This is a genomic window from Armatimonadota bacterium, assembly GCA_028871815.1.
GTDB lineage: Bacteria > Armatimonadota > Chthonomonadetes > Chthonomonadales > Chthonomonadaceae > REEB205.
Genome location: JAGWMJ010000010.1, coordinates 71,293 through 88,788, shown reverse-complemented (window position 1 = coordinate 88,788; position 17,496 = coordinate 71,293). Strand labels below are relative to the sequence as shown.

14 protein-coding genes are annotated in these 17,496 nt (G+C 62.3%); 6 read left to right on the top strand and 8 right to left on the bottom strand.

Annotation, left to right across the window (positions count from 1 at the left end):
- Positions 1 to 11 precede the first annotated feature (11 nt).
- Both KGJ62_12400 and KGJ62_12395 read left to right on the top strand, forming a co-directional pair.
- Positions 12 to 689: a histidine phosphatase family protein gene (locus KGJ62_12400; GenBank protein MDE2127382.1), complete on the top strand. Its 678-nt coding sequence runs from the start codon at positions 12 to 14 to the stop codon at positions 687 to 689.
- On the top strand, positions 686 to 1,834 hold the full coding sequence (locus tag KGJ62_12395) for a hypothetical protein (GenBank protein MDE2127381.1): 1,149 nt from the start codon (positions 686 to 688) through the stop codon (positions 1,832 to 1,834). The genes KGJ62_12400 and KGJ62_12395 overlap by 4 nt, the downstream gene beginning before the upstream one ends.
- 33 nt (positions 1,835 to 1,867) lie before the next feature.
- Here the strand turns inward: KGJ62_12395 and KGJ62_12390 are convergent, their stop codons facing one another.
- From KGJ62_12390 to KGJ62_12355, 8 genes are all read right to left on the bottom strand, one after another.
- Entirely contained in the window at positions 1,868 to 3,010 is a 1,143-nt protein-coding gene (locus KGJ62_12390) for a redoxin domain-containing protein (GenBank protein ID MDE2127380.1), read from the bottom strand.
- 98 nt (positions 3,011 to 3,108) lie between these two features.
- Entirely contained in the window at positions 3,109 to 4,275 is a 1,167-nt protein-coding gene (locus KGJ62_12385) for a Gfo/Idh/MocA family oxidoreductase (protein MDE2127379.1), read from the bottom strand.
- 49 nt (positions 4,276 to 4,324) lie between these two features.
- The gene (locus KGJ62_12380) at positions 4,325 to 5,134 is read right to left on the bottom strand and encodes a class I SAM-dependent methyltransferase (GenBank protein ID MDE2127378.1); all 810 of its coding nucleotides are present in this window, start codon (positions 5,132 to 5,134) and stop codon (positions 4,325 to 4,327) included.
- Positions 5,135 to 5,144: 10 nt separating this feature from the next.
- Entirely contained in the window at positions 5,145 to 6,398 is a 1,254-nt protein-coding gene (locus KGJ62_12375; GenBank protein ID MDE2127377.1) for a PDZ domain-containing protein, read from the bottom strand.
- The gene (gene srlD, locus KGJ62_12370) at positions 6,379 to 7,203 is read right to left on the bottom strand and encodes a sorbitol-6-phosphate dehydrogenase (GenBank protein ID MDE2127376.1); all 825 of its coding nucleotides are present in this window, start codon (positions 7,201 to 7,203) and stop codon (positions 6,379 to 6,381) included. Before srlD ends, KGJ62_12375 begins: the two co-directional genes overlap by 20 nt.
- Complete coding sequence (locus KGJ62_12365) at positions 7,204 to 8,511, bottom strand: Gfo/Idh/MocA family oxidoreductase (protein MDE2127375.1); 1,308 nt, start codon at positions 8,509 to 8,511, stop codon at positions 7,204 to 7,206.
- The gene (locus tag KGJ62_12360; protein MDE2127374.1) at positions 8,508 to 10,235 is read right to left on the bottom strand and encodes an alcohol dehydrogenase catalytic domain-containing protein; all 1,728 of its coding nucleotides are present in this window, start codon (positions 10,233 to 10,235) and stop codon (positions 8,508 to 8,510) included. Before KGJ62_12360 ends, KGJ62_12365 begins: the two co-directional genes overlap by 4 nt.
- A gap of 12 nt (positions 10,236 to 10,247) precedes the next feature.
- The gene (locus KGJ62_12355) at positions 10,248 to 11,015 is read right to left on the bottom strand and encodes a class II aldolase (GenBank protein ID MDE2127373.1); all 768 of its coding nucleotides are present in this window, start codon (positions 11,013 to 11,015) and stop codon (positions 10,248 to 10,250) included.
- A 110-nt stretch (positions 11,016 to 11,125) separates the two neighbouring features.
- On the opposite strand from KGJ62_12355, the gene selA reads away from it, so the two are divergent.
- From selA to KGJ62_12335, 4 genes are all read left to right on the top strand, one after another.
- On the top strand, positions 11,126 to 12,559 hold the full coding sequence (gene selA, locus KGJ62_12350; protein MDE2127372.1) for an L-seryl-tRNA(Sec) selenium transferase: 1,434 nt from the start codon (positions 11,126 to 11,128) through the stop codon (positions 12,557 to 12,559).
- Position 12,560: 1 nt separating this feature from the next.
- Entirely contained in the window at positions 12,561 to 13,634 is a 1,074-nt protein-coding gene (selD, locus tag KGJ62_12345) for a selenide, water dikinase SelD (GenBank protein ID MDE2127371.1), read from the top strand.
- 210 nt (positions 13,635 to 13,844) lie between these two features.
- Positions 13,845 to 15,140 carry an exo-alpha-sialidase gene (locus KGJ62_12340; protein MDE2127370.1) on the top strand — a complete coding sequence of 432 codons (1,296 nt, stop codon included), beginning with the start codon at positions 13,845 to 13,847 and terminating at the stop codon, positions 15,138 to 15,140.
- 34 nt (positions 15,141 to 15,174) lie between these two features.
- Complete coding sequence (locus tag KGJ62_12335; GenBank protein ID MDE2127369.1) at positions 15,175 to 17,481, top strand: beta-galactosidase; 2,307 nt, start codon at positions 15,175 to 15,177, stop codon at positions 17,479 to 17,481.
- Positions 17,482 to 17,496 lie beyond the last annotated feature (15 nt).

Genomic DNA, 17,496 nt, shown 5'->3' with positions numbered 1-17,496 from the left:
TTAACCCCACGGTGAATCTCAATAGCGTTTCACGCGTTCTCATCGTTCGGCACGGTGAGACCGCGTGGAACCTGGAAGGGCGCATCCAGGGGCAGACCGACGTCTGCCTCTCGCCAGCCGGAGTGGTACAGGCTGGCCTTTTGGCCGATCGCATCGCCCGTGACTTTGCGCCCGTAAGCGCCATCTACAGCAGCGACCTGCGTCGAGCGTCACAAACGGCCGCGGCGATCTCACTCCGGTGCGGCGCCGGTGTAGTAACAGACCCACGCCTACGTGAATATGCCCTTGGCCGGTGGGAAGGTCTCACAGCGAACGATATCGCCGCGAATGGCGAGGCCGAGCTGTACCGTTCCTTCCGGGCCGATCCGGCGCACGTGCGGCCGCCGGGGTCAGAAGAGGTCCTGGCTGCGCATCATCGTATGGCCGCAGCCTGGGATGCAATCGCCGAGCCGCCGCCCGGCGCGGTCTCCGTGGTAGTTGGGCACGGCGGAAGCCTGGCGCTGCTCCTATCGCGATTGCTTGGCGCGGATATCGAGAGCGCATTTCACCTTGAATTGAGCAATGCTTCGCTGTCCGTGGTCCGGTGGAACACGGAGCCTGCGCCGAGGCGGCTGCGTGTTGTGCTGCTGAACTGCACCGCTCATCTGAATGCCAACCATGCGCTGCAGTCACCGGATGCGCCAGGGTGAGGCGTACCGGCAGCGTCCTTAGCCCCTGGCTCGCCATTCGGCGAAACCCGGCCCGCGCCCTGCCGGTGGCGTTCGTGATTGCTCTCGCTGTGGTATTGGTGGCGTCGGTTGTCACAATTGTCGACTCGATCAACCTTACCATCTACACGCTGTACGGCTATAACCGGTATCTCACCGGGTTTACCCCACGTAACGCACTCACAATCCCTGCAGGGCAGGTTCAGCGCCTCCGGGCGCTTCCGGAAATGGGTCCGCTGTTTCGCGTCCACTCATACCAAACCCTGGTGCATACCATCTTTGGCAAGATGCCGCTGCCGATATTCGGCATGACGGCGGCTGGCCGGCGCATGATTATGCAGCGATCGGGCGTGAGATTGATCGCCGGCCGAATGCCGGTGGATGGCGCGCCGGAGGCGGTAGTCTCGGCAGCCGTGGCGCGCAACCTGCATGTAGCCCTCGGTGGAAACATATGCACGCCCGACTCGCAAGATAGCTACGCACCGGAGCCAATTAAGGTCACCGGTCTACTCGGCGGACCGGTCTGGCTGGGTCTCACATCCCGGAAGTTCGTCGACGCCCACTCGCCATTCACATACTCCGCGCTGATCGGCTTCGCGCCGTCAACCAGTCTGGCCGCGCAGCGACGGCTGGATGTAGCGGCCACGCACGCGGTTGATGGCGGTATCGTTCGCGTCTGGAAGTACAGCGGATTGGTTCGCGAAACGCGGAGCTCGCTGGCAAACCTCTACTTGATTCTCGATCTCGTCGTCGGCATCATTGTGTTCTGCATCGCGTTCGTTTGTGGTCTCTTGTCCAACATCTACTTTTCGCAGCGGTTGCCGGAGGTTGCTACACTGTACGCCATCGGCCACAGTCGTGCGTTCCTCTTGTGGTGGGCGGCCGCGGAAACGCTGATTATCAGCATCATCGGGTGGACGGCAGGCATGGCGGGAACCGTCGCGTTGCTGCAGGCGCTTCGATTGCTGTTTATCGTACCAAGGGGGCTGCTGCTGGACCCGTATGACCTCACCGGCTATGCATTCGCGGCGCCGCTGCCAATAGCCATTACAGTGTTCGCCATCATCACGGTAGCCATTCGACTGCGATCCCTGGACCCCGTCAGCATTATCGAGCGGCGCGGCTAAAGGCGACTTCCACGGTTGGCGCCAGCCACACGATTACGGTTCTTCACACGAGGTGAACGTGAAAGAGTAGAGACCGAAACCCGGCGACCGCGTGGCAAGCCGCAGCTCGTGGTAGCCGAACTTGCGGTTCTTGATCACGTAGTACATCCTCGGCTGATCAACCAGCAGATAGCTGTTGCCCGTGTTGTCGTACTTCAAATCCGCTCCGGCATCGGCCTTGGGCACCGGCAGATTGTCCTGCGCCACGAACAGCATAAACGGCTTGCCGGTCTCAGGCTTGATGACGGCATTACACTGCAAGGCGTGGTACTTCAGGGCGATGTAATCGGATAGGTCGGTGGTATGCCGAGCGTGCTGCAGGCTCTCCAGCTCTTGTGTCCAGAGGCCGTTCGCATACACCTCACCATCATCGTGCGGAACCCCAGGATCCACAAACAGCTGCGTGTGGCCAGGTTGCCACGGGTCCAGGTTGCCGTGCTGTCCCTCTTCGGCGCCGCGTGAGCCTACGTATAACTCCGGCGTCATCGGGTAGCAGACTGCACCCGCTTTATCCGAGCTGTGCACGGGGCTCATCGGTGGTGGAAAGTGGAGGGTAGGGTGGATTTGGTGCAGCAGCCGCTGGATTTCCAACTCGGTCTCACGGTAGCCACCCTCGCCACTATGGTCGGCCACAATCAGGTCCCTCCAATCAACGAGGTAGTGGCGCGGCCAGTAGGAGTTGCGAAACAGATTCCAGTTCACGTACTGGCTGTCAACCAGTACCGGATAGGTAATGCCGAGTCGTTTGACGGCGGCAGCTACGTTCGCGATGGAGTGAGCAAATTGAAACTCCGGAGCATGAATGCCGATAATAACCAACCCGTCTTTGGCGTACCGCCTGTTCCACTCCTCAAGATACGGCAGGGTTCGAAGACAGTTTACACAGGTGTACTCCCAGAAGTCGATCAGAACCACGTGATGCGTGTTCGCCAGGTTTCGCAGGTCCAACGGCCGGCCGTTGGTGTTCAGCCAGTCCTCCGGTGCGCCGGAAAGCTGGGGCGCCGGCTGCGGCCACCGTTCGCTTTGTAACTGCTGCGAACGTGAGTTGCTTTCGGGCCACCATGCTGTTGCGGCAATAGCGCTCACCGCGAGTATGCCGCACACGACCAGTGGAAGTGAACGCAGCCCGTGTTTCATGTGTACTCCTCGATCCACCTGTTATCTAACAGATACCGGGCCGTCATGCGTTCTGGTTCCATCGGTCAGGCACCACCGCGTTGCCGAGCCGGGCAGAGCTACCGTTCCACCTGCTCCCACTGGCGCGACGCGCACGATGCGTCTACCGCGGCGAGCACGGCCTGGTTCCGGTATCCATCCTGGAAGTCGGGAGAGAACCTGCCGCCAGACGCGACCGCATCAACGAAATCCTTCATCATGTTGACGAAGGTATGCTCGTAACCCAGGATATGGCTTACGGGCCAATACGCTTGCATATAGGGCATAAAGCTCTCAGTAGCCTGTACGAGATGGAAGCCCTGAGTTCCCTGCGGGTCGTCTGCCAGGTAGAGTTCAAACTCGTTCATTCGCTCTAAGTTGAACGCAATGCTGCCCTTTTCACCGTTTACTTCCCACCGCTTGTAGTTCTTGCGGCCCGGCGCCAGCCTGGTAGCCTCAAACGTGCCGGTAGCGCCGCTCTGAAACCGAGCCAGGAACGCCGTGACGTCGTCGACGGTAACATCACCAAGCTCACCCGAAGCTGTGAATCCCGCCAGTCCGCCTTCGGTGTCGGCGAGGAGTGGGCGCTTCCGGATGAACGTCTCACTCATGCCCGACACCTCTGTGAACTCCGTGCCGAGCATAAACCGCGCGGTATCGATCAGGTGGGCATTCAGATCGCCGTTGGAGCCGCTGCCCGCGATGCGCTTGTCCAATCGCCAAACGAGCGGCACACCGGGATCCAGGATCCAATCCTGCAGGTATGCGCCACGGAAGTGGCGGATAGCGCCGATCCTGCCCTCACGCACCAGCTGTTCGGCATATGCGATGGCGGGCGCTTTCCGATAGTTGTGGCAGATACCGTTCACCTTGCCGCTGGCACGCGCTGCTTCGAATGAGGCCCGGGCATCATCCAGGGTGATGGCAAGCGGCTTCTCGCACAGCACATGTTTGCCGGCTGCCAACGCGGCCTGTGCGATGGCCGCGTGGCTGTCATTCGGCGTACCGATATCCACGATGTCGATATCCGGCCGCTCGATAACGCGGCGCCAATCCGTATCGAACTCCTCCCAGCCGAGCCGCTCCATGGCGGCCCGCCCTTTGGCTTCGTTTCGACCGCACAGTACTTTGAGGATTGGGTCTGCGGGCAGGTCGAAGAACCGACCTGCCTGGCGCCAGGCATTGCTGTGCGCCTTTCCCATAAACTGGTATCCGATGAGAGCCACGTTCAGCTTGCGTTTTGCCATCCCTGCGCTCCTTCCTTCCGAAAGAATACCCGTCGCTGCCGGCTGGAGTTCAGATTGCCGGTGGCCAGCCGACGCGCCAGAGGTGTAGGGCGGCTGCGCCGGACCACTCCTGCTCCGGGATAATTTCGTTAGCGCGCATCCAGAGCTCCAACTGCGCCATGACCGCATCATGCGCGGCCGAACTGATCGTCCATTGATAGTGCCAGGAGCGGCTGCGGAGTTGCTCGAGCGCCTGCTCCCAGCTTAACCTCCGCCGCCAGCACAAGATGCCGTCGTCGACGCGCTCCACGTTGGCGCCGTTCTCAGTAAGATGTGCGAGCACCGCATCCATCGGCGAACCAGACTCCGCAGTTGCGCCAAGGCCGGCGGCGAGCGTGACATATTGGTCGCGCAGCGATATCTCCTCGCGTACTTCGCGCGCGGCAAACAGCATTCCACCGCGTACAAGCACGCGTTGGACCTCGGCGAGCGCTGCGTCCGGGTCAGGCAGCAGGTGCAGGATGTGGACCATCAGGACCACATCGATCGTTTCGCTCCGCAGCGGCAGGGCCGTAACGTCTCCCAACGCGCACTGTACGGTCACGGCGCTCTGGTTCGCCTTGCGCCGGAGTACGGAGAGCATACCGGCCGAGCGATCAACAGCGACGGCGCTCAGTCCGGCCGTGGCTGCGGCCAATGTAAACCGACCTGTTCCAGCCGCTGCATCCAGCGCTACAGAACCGTCGCTCAGGCTGCCGGCTGCCTTCACGATCTGCCATAGGCGACGAGCCACGTCTTGCGGAACCGTACGCGACTGGTCGTACTCCTCGGCAACGCGGTCGTAACTCCACGAAGGATCCACTGCGGTCTGACGGCTCACAACCCGGCCGTCACCGTTCCTGCCTGCCCCAGTCGATCGGCGCCGAAGGCGAGATCGACGCGGCCCAAACCGGGCCAATTGTGCCCAGGTTTGGGTCTACGGCCGGCTGAATGTGGAGCAGGATGGGCGCGGCTGCGTTGACTAGCCTCGAAGCGGCGCCGGTCAGGTCACGGACATCGTGGCGACCTATCGCCGTAATCCTGTCGCCGGGATGGATTCCCGCTTGCTGAGCTGGCGAGAGGCGCACAACCGTGGTAACCAGCAGCCAGGCCGGAAACGCCTTCACGGTCAGACCCAGCGATGGCTTAATGAGCGGGTTCGGTGACTCGGCGAGACTGTTGCGCTGCAGGGTGATCCGTCCGGCCGGCAGATCCAGCACGATGTTGAAGTACCGTAGAAACTGGGTACCCACAAACCCAAACGTTGGCGCGCTGCCGTCGGTACGTTCATCGATATCCACCACCCGGCCGCTGGCATCAATGCCCGCAATCGTCAACGTTTGTGCGCGCGCCTTTGCAATCTTGTACGCTCCGGCCGGCGTCTGTGCGGTCACGACGATTCTCGGATAGTGCTGCTCCACGAATCCGGCGGAAACCGCACAACTGTACGGCATCAGCATGAGACCTGTGTACCCAGTATCGACCAGTGCGTCGAATGGCGAGTCGCCGCCGACATTGACAGAGACGTCTGGAAGCACACCGCCATTGTCGCGCGTCAGCAAGCACGTGAATACCGGCGCGTTGTGGCTGTCCCATTTCAACTCCGGCCGGGCGCCGCCAGGCCAGAATGTAATACAGGATCGCACGAAATCGAATTGAAGGCACCAGTGAGCCAGTACGTCCATGCCAAGGATGCCGCAGGCCCTTACACCCGGCGGTGACGGTATGACGGCCTTGTTGGAAACCAGTACTGCCGTGGGGCCACACGACAGTGTGGCGCGTCCACTGCCAATGCAAAATCTGTTCACCAGGATTTTGCGACCGGCAATCAGGCCGGCCGCGGAGGGAACTGAGACGCTAGCGCCGGCGCCAGGGTCGCCGATGTGATCAGCGCGAATGAGCGTCTGGCCCGCGCCGGTGTCCAATACAAACGGGAGGGCAGGTGACGTGCCGATGGAAGCCGGCACGATGATGACGCCGCCTGAAAACACGAACGGTAGGGTGGTTGGCTGTGGCGGGGTGAGTGCACTTTGCGCGCGCACAGCGTGCGACAGCGCCACGAGCACCGTCAGCCAGAGGCCACGCCTAGCGCATCTCTTGGCCACCGGTAACATTGATCGCTTGCCCCGTCATATACGCGGCCTCGTCCGAGGCCAAAAACACAACGGCATTACCAACATCTGTGTACGTACAGGCACGTCCGAGCGGCACCTGATCGAGATACTTCCGTCGAACCGCCTCGGGCGATATTCCCTGCGTTTTGGCGTACTGATCAAAAAGACTCTCCTGCCAGAGTGTGCCATCCAGCAGGTTACCGGGACAGACGGCATTTACCCGTATGCCGAGCGGGGCTAAATCGAGCGCCAGGCTCTGGGTGAGGCCGATTCCGCCGAATTTGCTGGCGGCGTAGGCGCAGTTACGAAAGCTGCCCTTCTTGCCTGACTTGGAGTTGATCTGAATGATCACGCCGCGCTTGCGAGGCGCCATAGCCCGAGCCGCCTCCCGTGCTGTGAGGAAGTACCCCGTGAGGTTCACATCCAGAACGTCGCGCCAATCCTCCGCCGTCAGCTCCAGCACATCGGCGGCCTTCAGAATGCCTGCGTTGGAAACGGCCAGGTCCAGGGGTCCCAGATGCGCCTCGGTTGAGCGAACCATCTCCGCAACCTCGGCCTCATCGGTCACATCGCACTGCGCGCCCAGGGTTTTGCAGCCAGGATACTTCGCGGCAACCTCAGCGGCAACTCGCGCGGCAGCCACACCATTCCGATCTGCCGCGCATACGCCATGACAGCCCTCTTGCGCCAACCGGTGCGCCAGCGCTTCGCCCAGGCCTTGGCCGGCTCCCGTTATAACGGCAACACGACCAGACAGACGCAAGTCGGTTGAGCTTGCGTGCACAGGTACTGCCATCTAAAACCGCCTGTAGTGCGGGCGTATGAAGGCGTCGGCTTCCGGGCACCCGCGTGCGCAGAGCGAGGCGGAGTCCCATTCCAGCTTTTTACCGGATCTGTAGGCTACATTGGCGAGCAACACCTTTTCCGAGAGCGGCCCACCGTAGTCGAAGTTGCATAGTGGCCGGGGTTGGCCGTGGTTCTTGCATGCCTCGATCCATTCGCGATGGTGGCCAATCGACGCCGGAATGGATGGAGCCGGCGGCACATAGCCCACGAACTGATCGGCAGGCAGCAGCACGTAGCGGCCGTAGTCTGCCAACAGCATGCCGGTTTCGCCTACGAACAGAGTGCCATCGCCCCACGCGGGCAGCTCGCCGGTTGCAAATTGCGGTGGCCGCTTTCCACCGTTGTACCAAGTCAGTGATATTGCCGGGTTGACCCGGGTTGCCGCGAACTGGTAGTGGGCGATCAACCATGCAGGCGTATTCTCGGCAAGGAGCGTCGGTCCTTCAGTCTCCACGGAAATCGGTGGACCCAGTTCCAGTGCCCAGTTCGACAGATCGACGTGGTGACAGGCCATGTCGGCCAGCGTTCCGCCACCAAAATCCCACCATCCGCGCCATGTGGCGGGCAGGTATACCGGGTTATATGGCCGTAACGGCGCGACACCCAGCCACAGCGGCCACACCAGGGTGGATGGAACCGGAGGTCTGTCGGTAGGCCTCCCTGTTCCGGTCCAGATTCGATCCGCCCAAACGTGAACATCCGTAACCACTCCGATGGCGCCGCTGCGTATCACCTCGACGACGCGGCGATAGTTGTCGCCGGCGTGAATCTGCGTTCCGAGCTGCGTGGTCAGTCCGCGTTGCCTTGCCTCGTCCGTGACCTGGCGGGCTTCGTAAACGGTATGGGCCAGCGGCTTCTCGCAATAGACATGCCGACCCGACTTCAGAGCGGCCATCGTCACCGGCGCATGCATGTGGTCGGGTGTGCTCACTACCACGGCATCGATATCGCGCTGCTCCATCATGCGGCGGAAGTCCCGATACAGGCGGGCCGCTGGAAACTCCTTGGCCGCCGGCGCAAGAAACGTATCGTCCACGTCGCACAGGGCCACGATATTCTCGCTCTTGACAGCCGCCAGGTTGTCACCGCCGCGATCGCCGACGCCGACCACGCCAATGTTCAAGCGGTTGTTGGCCTGGGTGCTCTTTGCGCTCGCCGGCAGGGTGCTCATCCACAGTCCTCCAAACGTTCCGGCGGCGCCCAGAATCGCCTGCCTTCGCGCTACCTTCGGCGCCGCTCGTTCGCTTTCTCGGGTCATCTCGTTTCCTTCTCAGATTCCTCTGCCTCTGGTGCGGCGGTGATACGAAACAGCTCCTGCTCGGCTCGGCGGGTCCAGAACATCCCGTCTTCCAGCTCGGCCGCCACTGTCGGCATCACCGAGCCCAGCTGCTCCAGCGCGGTCATGCCCAATCCGCTGATGTGCGGAAAGATCAGTGCCTTGCCGGCATAGCGCCCGCTCTTCACGTCCTCCAACCCGTGCGCGGCGGCTTCCATGCCACCGATGGCCGCCAAGGATCGATTTGAATTGAGCTTTCCGCACTCCACATACTCCAGTGTTTGACGCATATCGGCCAGTGCCGATCCGCTGCTGCCGATGATCCGGGCGCCAGTGAGGAGGCGGCTTAATTCCAACGAAGCCATTGTCCCTCGCGCCACGCCAGCAAAAATGTTGAGCCAGCCGGCCGGCGCCAGGAACTGGGCAGCCTGCGCAATCGCCTCCGGAGCGGCCGCCATGCACACCACGTCGTCGAACTCGGCCGTTCCCACCAGCTCGTTCATATTGAATTGCACCGCTGGGTCGATAAGTAACAGCCGGATTCCGCGCGATGCCGCCAGCTTCGCGTACCGCTGGTGCAGGGCGGCGAGGCGCGGTGCGTTCATCTCCGTACCAACAATCAACGCCGGTGGCTCGGCAAGGTCAATGGCGCGCTGAAGATGCATCTGCCCCATCGGTCCACCGGCGCCGATGATCATGCACCGCCCTCCAGGCTGCAGCTGGGCCGAGCGGCGCATCCGCCAGGCATCTCCCAGCTTTTCTGGTAGCGCGGCAACGTATCGGTGGCAGTTGTAGTGAATGCGGCCAACGTCCAAAGGAGTCGCGCCGAGCGGCAAACTGTCCGTCAACAAGACGCAAATCCCGCGATCTGCCAGCAATGCGCCGGCGGCCGTGGCATGGTTGGCCGCTTCGGTGCCGATGAGAAGCATATCATCGAATTGCGCCGGCCGCTCCGCGATGAGCTGGTCCGCCCATCTTGCATGCATCGGAACGGACTCCAGCAAGCCACAAAGCGGCGTCAGGCGATTCAGCAGCTCTCTCGACGCGCCACATGCCACGATGGTTGTTGGCGCAGCAGATTGAATCGGCGTGAGGTCGATGTTGCCGGCCGCGACGGAACCATCGTCAACAACCAGCATCGAACCTGACGCGGCGGGTTCTTCACGCCACCGCTGCTCGTACGCCGCCACAACGCACGCCCATGGCTCGGTTAGCGCAGCCTCTACGTAACCGGTTTGCGGCGCTACCGCCATCAGATAACACCCTTCGTCGCCGTCCAGCGCCTCGGCCGGAATAAGCGCGTACTGCGAGAGCCCGCCACGGAAGACATAGCCGAACGCCATGCTGCGGCCCTTGTAGAAGATATCCGCCTGAACCACATAACGCTCGCCCGGAGAAAACCTCGCTGCGCGCCGCGATCCGGCAGTCACGACGGTGCAGACCAGTTCGTGCCCTAGCGTCACGGGGTCCACGCCGAGGTCCCTACCGGCCATGCGCGGATGGTCTGCGCCAAGACCGATGACCTTGGTATCCGAGAAGCACAGGCCACACGCATCACAGCGAACAAGCAGTTCGTCCGGTCCCGGCTCCGGAATCACAACGCGCTCCGGTCGCCCATCGCGGCCCAGGTTATCGAATCCAGCGCCGTACAGCCTCCATTGGAGCATCGCGCCGTGGTTGCTCAAATCGCCGCTCCCGTGTGTCAAGCCGCGCTCTCCTTACTGCCGCTCAATCTGCCGCCTGCGGTACGCCTCATCGGGACGCCCGTGGATGCGCTGTACCTGGTCAGGGCCAAGAAAGTGCGGTCCGCCGAACGCCATCGTACCCTGCAGCACCTGCGCAGCCTTGACGCACATAACCGTGCCGGCGCGGACGTCGGTTGCAGTGGCGCCCAGTACAATGAGTCCGTGGTTGCGCATCAGAATCGTCTTCGGCGCCTCGCTCCACACCTGGATATACGCGTCAACGGCATCACGGATTGCGAGTGCTAGCGGAATGCCGGGATCCACGTAATCCACAAAGCAGGATGCCGGTCCACAACTGACGATGTGGTCCGGGAACAAGCGGCCACTGGCGTGCTCGGCGGCCTGCTCTGAGCATAGCAGCGCGTTAACAGCGGTGGGGTGCGTGTGTCCGATAAAGCGCACATCCGGTAGGGTGAGCAGCCAGGCATGGAAGAACGTCTCGACCGACGGCATTACGCCTGGCTCAGCGTCCAGCACGCTCGCAAGCAGCAGGTCCTTAACGGCCGCGTCGCTCAGTTCCGCACCAGCCATGGCCTCCAGGATCGGAGCTGCGGCGACCCTGCAAAACCCATCCTCGGTGATCGTTGAGAGGCTTCGTCCGCTTGCCTTCACATAGAAGCTGGCCGAGTCAACTGCGGCAGAAGTGTTGCCTTCGGCCAAAATGGCGCAGCCGGCACGTTCGTCACCCAGCGCATGGGATAGCCTCACAAGTGCGTCCAGCGGTTCCGTATCTATTGACATTGAGCTGCTCGTCGGCGATGGCGTTGGCAATGGTGTTACCACCGCTCCAGCGTCATTCGGCTCGAAGCCGCGCCTATCCTTCAACGGCGTGCCGCGGGTTATAATGAGCAATGCCTTCCGCCAGCACGATCGGCGAACCTGCCACACGTCGGCTTCCATCTGTGGAGCGGCTGGCCCGCCAACTGCTTACGTCCATGGTTACTCCGGGATTGACGAAGGCGGAATGCATCTACGCTGCGCGCATCGTGCTCCAAAGGAGTCGCCTCGCGATGGGTTCCGGCGCCGGCGCACCCGAGCCTAACGAGCTCCTCCGAGCGGCCGCCGATGAACTGTTGAAGATTGCCTTGCCGACCGTTACGCCGTGCATCAATGCCACCGGGGTTGTGCTGCACACGGGTTTGGGGCGCGCGCGGCTTGCCCACGAGGCGGCCGCTGCAATTGCGGCCACTGCCCGCTGCCACAGCACGCTTGAGGTAGACCGCGACACCGGCGCGCGTGGTTGTCGCGGTGATCGTGCCGGCCGCCTGCTTTCGATGTTGACCGGCGCAGAGCACGCGCTGATTGTGAACAACTGTGCCGCAGCGGTTTTTCTCTGCATCACCGCTCTTGCATCTGGCCGGGAAGTCATCATTTCGCGAGGAGAGCTGGTTGAGATCGGTGGCTCGTTCCGGATGCCGGATATAATTCGCGCCGCCGGTGCCCGCCTGGTAGAGGTTGGGAGCACCAATCGGACTCGAATCGCGGACTATGCGAGGGCGTGCACGCCCGAAACGGCCATGATCCTCCGCTGCCGGCCGAGTAACTTCGCAATGACGGGTTTCACCGAGGCGGCCACCACCGAAGAGCTGGTTGCACTGGGTCGCGCCAATGGCGTGCCTGTGATGATGGATCAGGGAAGCGGGTCCGTCGTTCCTACCGTGCCGGCGGACGGCGGCACGGCAGATTGCCTAGGCGGCTCCGTTGCGAGTGGCTGCAGCCTGGTGACCGCCAGCGGAGACAAGCTGCTCGGTGGTCCACAGTGCGGCGTAATCCTTGGCGACCGAGCCACGCTGACCCGCATCGGTTCCCACCCCGTGGCGCGAACCCTGCGAGTGGATAAGCTGACTCTTGCAGGTCTGGAGGCCACGCTGAGCCTCTATTCGGAACCTGAGCGGGCCAGGCTGGCCATTCCAACACTCCGATATCTGTGCAGGACTCCGGACGAGTTGAAGCGTGCTGCACGAACCCTACAGAGAATGCTGATACGCAGATTGCTGCCGAACACTGCGGATGTGCGTGTGGCGCCCGGCCTATCCGCAGTTGGCGGCGGTTCACTGCCTGATGAGCATCTGCCCACGACCGTGGTGGTGATCGCGCCACGACCGGACGGGATCTCTGCCTCGCAACTCGCCTGGCGCTTGCGTCAGGCACGACTGCCGGTCTTTGGACGGCTTTCAGCCGGTTATCTCCTGTTGGATGTGAGGACGGTGGATCGTGAAGAGATGGTCCAACTTGCCGACGCTGTTGCCGAAGCACTGAGAGGGGGTGATTTGGATAGCGGATGACATTGATGCGCGGACTCGCCTGACGCATCTGGTGCGGTGCGCTGGTTGAGCCGCCAAAATCGGGGCCGAGCGTCTCGCGCAGGTTCTGCGTGGAGCGGCCCTCTACCAGGATGACGACCTGCTTGTAGGCATCGCGACTGGTGATGATGCAGGCGTCTATCGCATTTCAGACGATCTTGCCATGGTGCAGACCGTGGACTTCTTCACGCCGGTAGTGGATGACCCCTGGGTATTTGGCCAGATTGCGGCTGCCAACTCGCTCTCCGACATCTACGCGATGGGCGCGGAACCCAAAACCGCGATGAACATCCTCTGCTACCCGATCCGTGATCGAGATCCTAATGACCTTGCCGAAATCATGCGTGGTGGGGCCGAAAAGGCGGCCGAGGCACGGGTCGTCATTCTGGGTGGCCACAGCGTTGATGATCCGGAACCGAAGTACGGAATGGCGGTCACCGGCATCGTGAACCCGGCGTTTATTACGACGAATTCGAGCGCGCGGGCGGGCGACGTGGTGGTGCTGACAAAGCCACTCGGGACCGGAATCGTAACGACCGCCGCGAAGTACGATGCCTGTGACGGCGCGGTGCTGACGGCGGCGTGCAGCAGTATGCAGCAATTGAATGCATCGGCCGCGTCGGCGATGCGGTCCGTGGGGGTTGGACCCGGCCGAGCTATTCAGGCTGCAACCGACATAACTGGATACTCACTTGCCGGACATCTTTACCGCATGGCGGCTGCCAGCGGCGTGGTAATCCGGATCGATCCGAACCGCATTCCGGTTCTGCCGGGCGCCGAGGAGTTGGCCGCTGCCGGTCATACAACGCGGGGCGGCGCCGAGAATCTGGACTATGTGCGGCCATATTTGAGCATTGAGTGTGACATCGCGCCACCTCGCCTGCACGTCCTCGCCGATCCGCAGACGTCCGGAGGACTCGCCATCTGCGTTGCTGAAGAGTCGCTGCGGACTCTGCTCCGTGCTCTCAGATCGGGTGGCGCCGGCGCCGACGTGGTCGGCCGTGTTGAGGCGGGGGATGAGCCGCGGCTTCGATTTGCTGCTATCCCGGATCCGTGATCAGCGCACCGTCACGGAGCTGGCTGCAGACGGGATGAGGTAACTGACGTGCGAAAAGCTATTTGTGCCGCCTTGTTGCTTATGATCGTGGCGGCCGCGCCCAGTTCCGCCCAGCACCGGCGCCGGCGCCCAATCGGCGCACCGGTTCACCCAGCGAATACCGCGCCCGCTGCTGCGGTAGGCGGCAAGACGGCGCCAGTCAGCCTTCCGATGCCCCCGGAGTCAAAGGTTCAGAACGTTACCGGCAGTTCCGGCTTCTTCTCCGAGCCCGGTGTCGCCATCGATCCGGGCAACCGGAAGCATGCCGTGGTGGTGTGGCAGGATCCGGCCACAGCGGCGTGGACGGACGATGGCGGCAACACTTGGCGGCGTGCATCCGGTGTCAAGTCGACGCGGTACAAAGTATCCGGTGATGTCTCCGTCACATTCGACGCCGAGCATCACGCGATCATCTGCTATATGGCGTTTGACAAGCTGGGCACCACCGACTATTGGGCGCACCGGGCTGGTCGCAACGGTATATTTGTGCGGCGGTCCCTCGATGGCGGAGCCACCTGGGAGTCACAGGACCGCGCGGTAACGGAGAACCCCGACAAGCCGGGCGCACCAATGGAGGACAAGCCGTGGATCGTAGCGGACCAGACGAAGACTGCATTCCGCGGCAACCTGTATGTTGGTTGGACGCACTTCACGCTTGCCCATTCTTCGATCTTGCTGTCACGTTCCACGGATGATGGCCTGACATGGTCTGCGCCGCTGCAAATCAGTACGCGGCTCGGCAGTCCGCGTGATGACAACGGTGACGTCGAGGGCTTTACAGGTTCTGTAGCGCCGGACGGAACCCTCTACGTATCGTGGACGGATGGTGAGCACATCGTCTTCACACGGTCACACGATGGTGGCGTTACGTTTGAACGTTCTCGCGAGGTGCTTCCAACAGGTGACGCGTACTTCAGCTTGACGCAGGTGCGACGTTGCAACGGGTTTCCCGTGATGACGCTGGCGCCGGGCGAAGGCGGATCGCCGATGCGCCTCTATGAAGTGTGGAGCGATCTTACCAACGGGGATGCGGACATCTTCTGCAGCAGCTCCGACGACCGCGGTAGCCGGTGGTCTGCGCCTGTCCGCGTGAACGACGATGCCTTGCACGACGGCGTTGACCAGTTCTTTGCCTCCGCTTCGGCTGATCCACAGACCGGCGCGCTGTACGTGCTGTTGTACGATCGGCGCGCCATCCCGGGTGGGCAGCGTGCGCGGGTCGTGCTTGCCCGATCCACCGATGGCGGCCGCATCTTCAGGAACTTCGACTGGACGACTACCGGTTTCAATCCCATGAACGCTTTCATTGGCGACTATACGGCTGTGGCCGCCCTTGGAGGGATGGTTTACGGCGCATGGGCTGAAACGCAGCCGCCTTCGGACGCTGGAGTCACAGGTTCTCCGCAACGCAGATACCTTGGTACGGTCGTTCGTGCCGCGTCGGCCGATTTCGGAACGCGCCATTGACGCGCGGCTAATTCACCCTTAGATCGAGGTCTGGATGTCAAAGAGTTTCGCGCTGCTGTCAGCTTTGTTTGCGGCGCTTGTCACCGGGGCGCCAACTGCAGGAAATCAGGCATCCGGCGTGGCGGTTTGGCGTGCCGGCGAGCTTGGCGGCGGGTTAAACCTGCTTTCCGGCGCGGACGGAGTCGCATCACTGCACCGTGTTGGAAATATGCGCGTGGTCGAGCCCGACGCGGGCGCGAATTCTTCGCGTTACCTCTACTTCCAAACCGCCGAAGCCAACCGGTTTTCCAGCTCGGCGCCCGTATGGGTCACCGTCACCTACACCGATCTTACGCCGGGCGCACCGATCGGTTTGGAGTATGACAGCGTCGACGGTGCCACGGTTACCGGCAAGTATCGACCGGCAGAGGGTCAAGCCGGCGGCTGGCGCTCAGGATCCGGCAAGTTTCTGCGGGTTGAGTTCCGTCTGAACAGATTCGCTGCACGGCATGCCCAGAACCTCGGCGCGGATTTCCGGCTTGACGGTCTGCAGCTTGCGGTTCACAGCGTGCGCCTGTCCGGACGCCAGCCAACGGACTGGAGCCGGCTTGAGCGCACGTTTCCTCCGGCGATGCCAACCGAAACGCGGATTGGTAGCGGCAAACAGCTGATTGTCGGTGGTTTCGATCCGCAGAGCTTTGCGGATGCGCGCTCCGCGGCACAGCAATTGGCGGTTGCTGCGCCGGGAATGAAGGCGCTTGGGGTAACCAGCCATGAGGTGTACGTTCGCTGGAACCTCTGCGAGCCGGCGCCAGGCAAGTGGGATTGGAGCGTCTACGACCGCTATGTCCGGATCTATAAGCGCACCGGACTCAAGTGGGTCCCGTTCCTTATATGCGGGAGTGCATATAGCTTGCCGGATTGGTACTACCACAGCGCCAAGTCTCAGGGCTACGTCTGTTTGGAGCACCACAAGGCGAGTGACGTGCAGTCGCTGTGGAACCCCTACTTCCGGCACCTAGTTCGGACCTTCGTGCAGGCGTTCTTGCGTCACTATGCCGGCAGCGGCGTGATTGAGTCGGTGCTCCTCGGCATCAGCGGCAACTATGGAGAGGCCATCTATCCGGTCTCCGGCAACGACTGGACGGCGGACGTGCACGGCCACTACCATACGCATCCCGGCTTCTGGGCCGGCGATCCGTACGCCATGCGGAGTTTTCGTGCGTGGCTGCGCCGCAGATATCGCACCATAACAGCAATTTCCGCCGCCTGGCATGCCCCGATCGCATCGTTTCAGCGCATTGTGCCGTTTCTCCGAGCGAACGCGCCCGATCAGCGAGCGTGGCTCGACCTCATGGATTGGTACATCGGATCGATGACCGACTACGTTCGCTTCTGGCTCCAAAGCGTGCGCGAGGTCTATCCACACGGCGATGTCTACGTCTGCACGGGCGGCGATGCCGCGCCGGAGCATGGCAGCGACTTTGGGCAGCAGGCGAAAGCGGCCGCAGAGTTCCACGCCGGCATACGCATCACCAACGAGGGCAGCAACTATCGCGACAACTTTTCATACACACGGTGGGTTGCTTCGGCGTGCCGCCAGTATGGCGCCTACTTCAGCTTTGAACCGGCCGGTGGCGTAGACGCCGGCGGAGTGGTGGCGCGCATTTACAACGCTGCCGCCTCCGGAGCGCTCGGCCTCCACTACTACTACGGCAATCTGTTCGGGTCGGCCGAGGCGCACGCCAATTTCGTGCGTTATGCGCCGGAGTTCCGTAGTCGCGGTCCGCTTCTGTCGATCGGGCTCTACTATCCCGAAACGTGGATAAGGCTGCACCACAACGACTTCCTGGGCATCGCCCAAAACCTTCGCAGTTATACAGACTACGCGTTTGCGAGTGACGGTCAGATCACCGATGGCGCACTGAGTCGGCTGCGCGTGCTGCTGCTGCCAAAGGCGGGCGTTATGGAACGCAGCATTCTGGACCGGATCGTACAGTGGGTACGCGCCGGTGGCATTCTGATCGTGCCTGCGGGTCTCGAGCCGATCGCGACTCCGGATGGAACGGTTATCTCCTCAGTGCTTCAGGAGTGCGAGGCACGTCCGGGCGCCGGCCGAGTGGCGAAGCTGCCGATAGCCGGCAATGACCCGAATTTCGGCGGCGCCGCCGCGCACTGGCTGGAGGAGCACAGAATGCCGGATCCGGCGACCGTCGAGATGCTCGAGGCTGCGAGTAGCGATCTGTTCGGTACTCGTTGCTCACGGCATCAGTCGGTGTGGTACAACGCCGGTGTGGCGCCGCAAACTGTGCACCACCGGATTGTACCGGCCGGAGGTATAGCGACAATCAATTGGCCCTAGATGGCCCGCGGACGC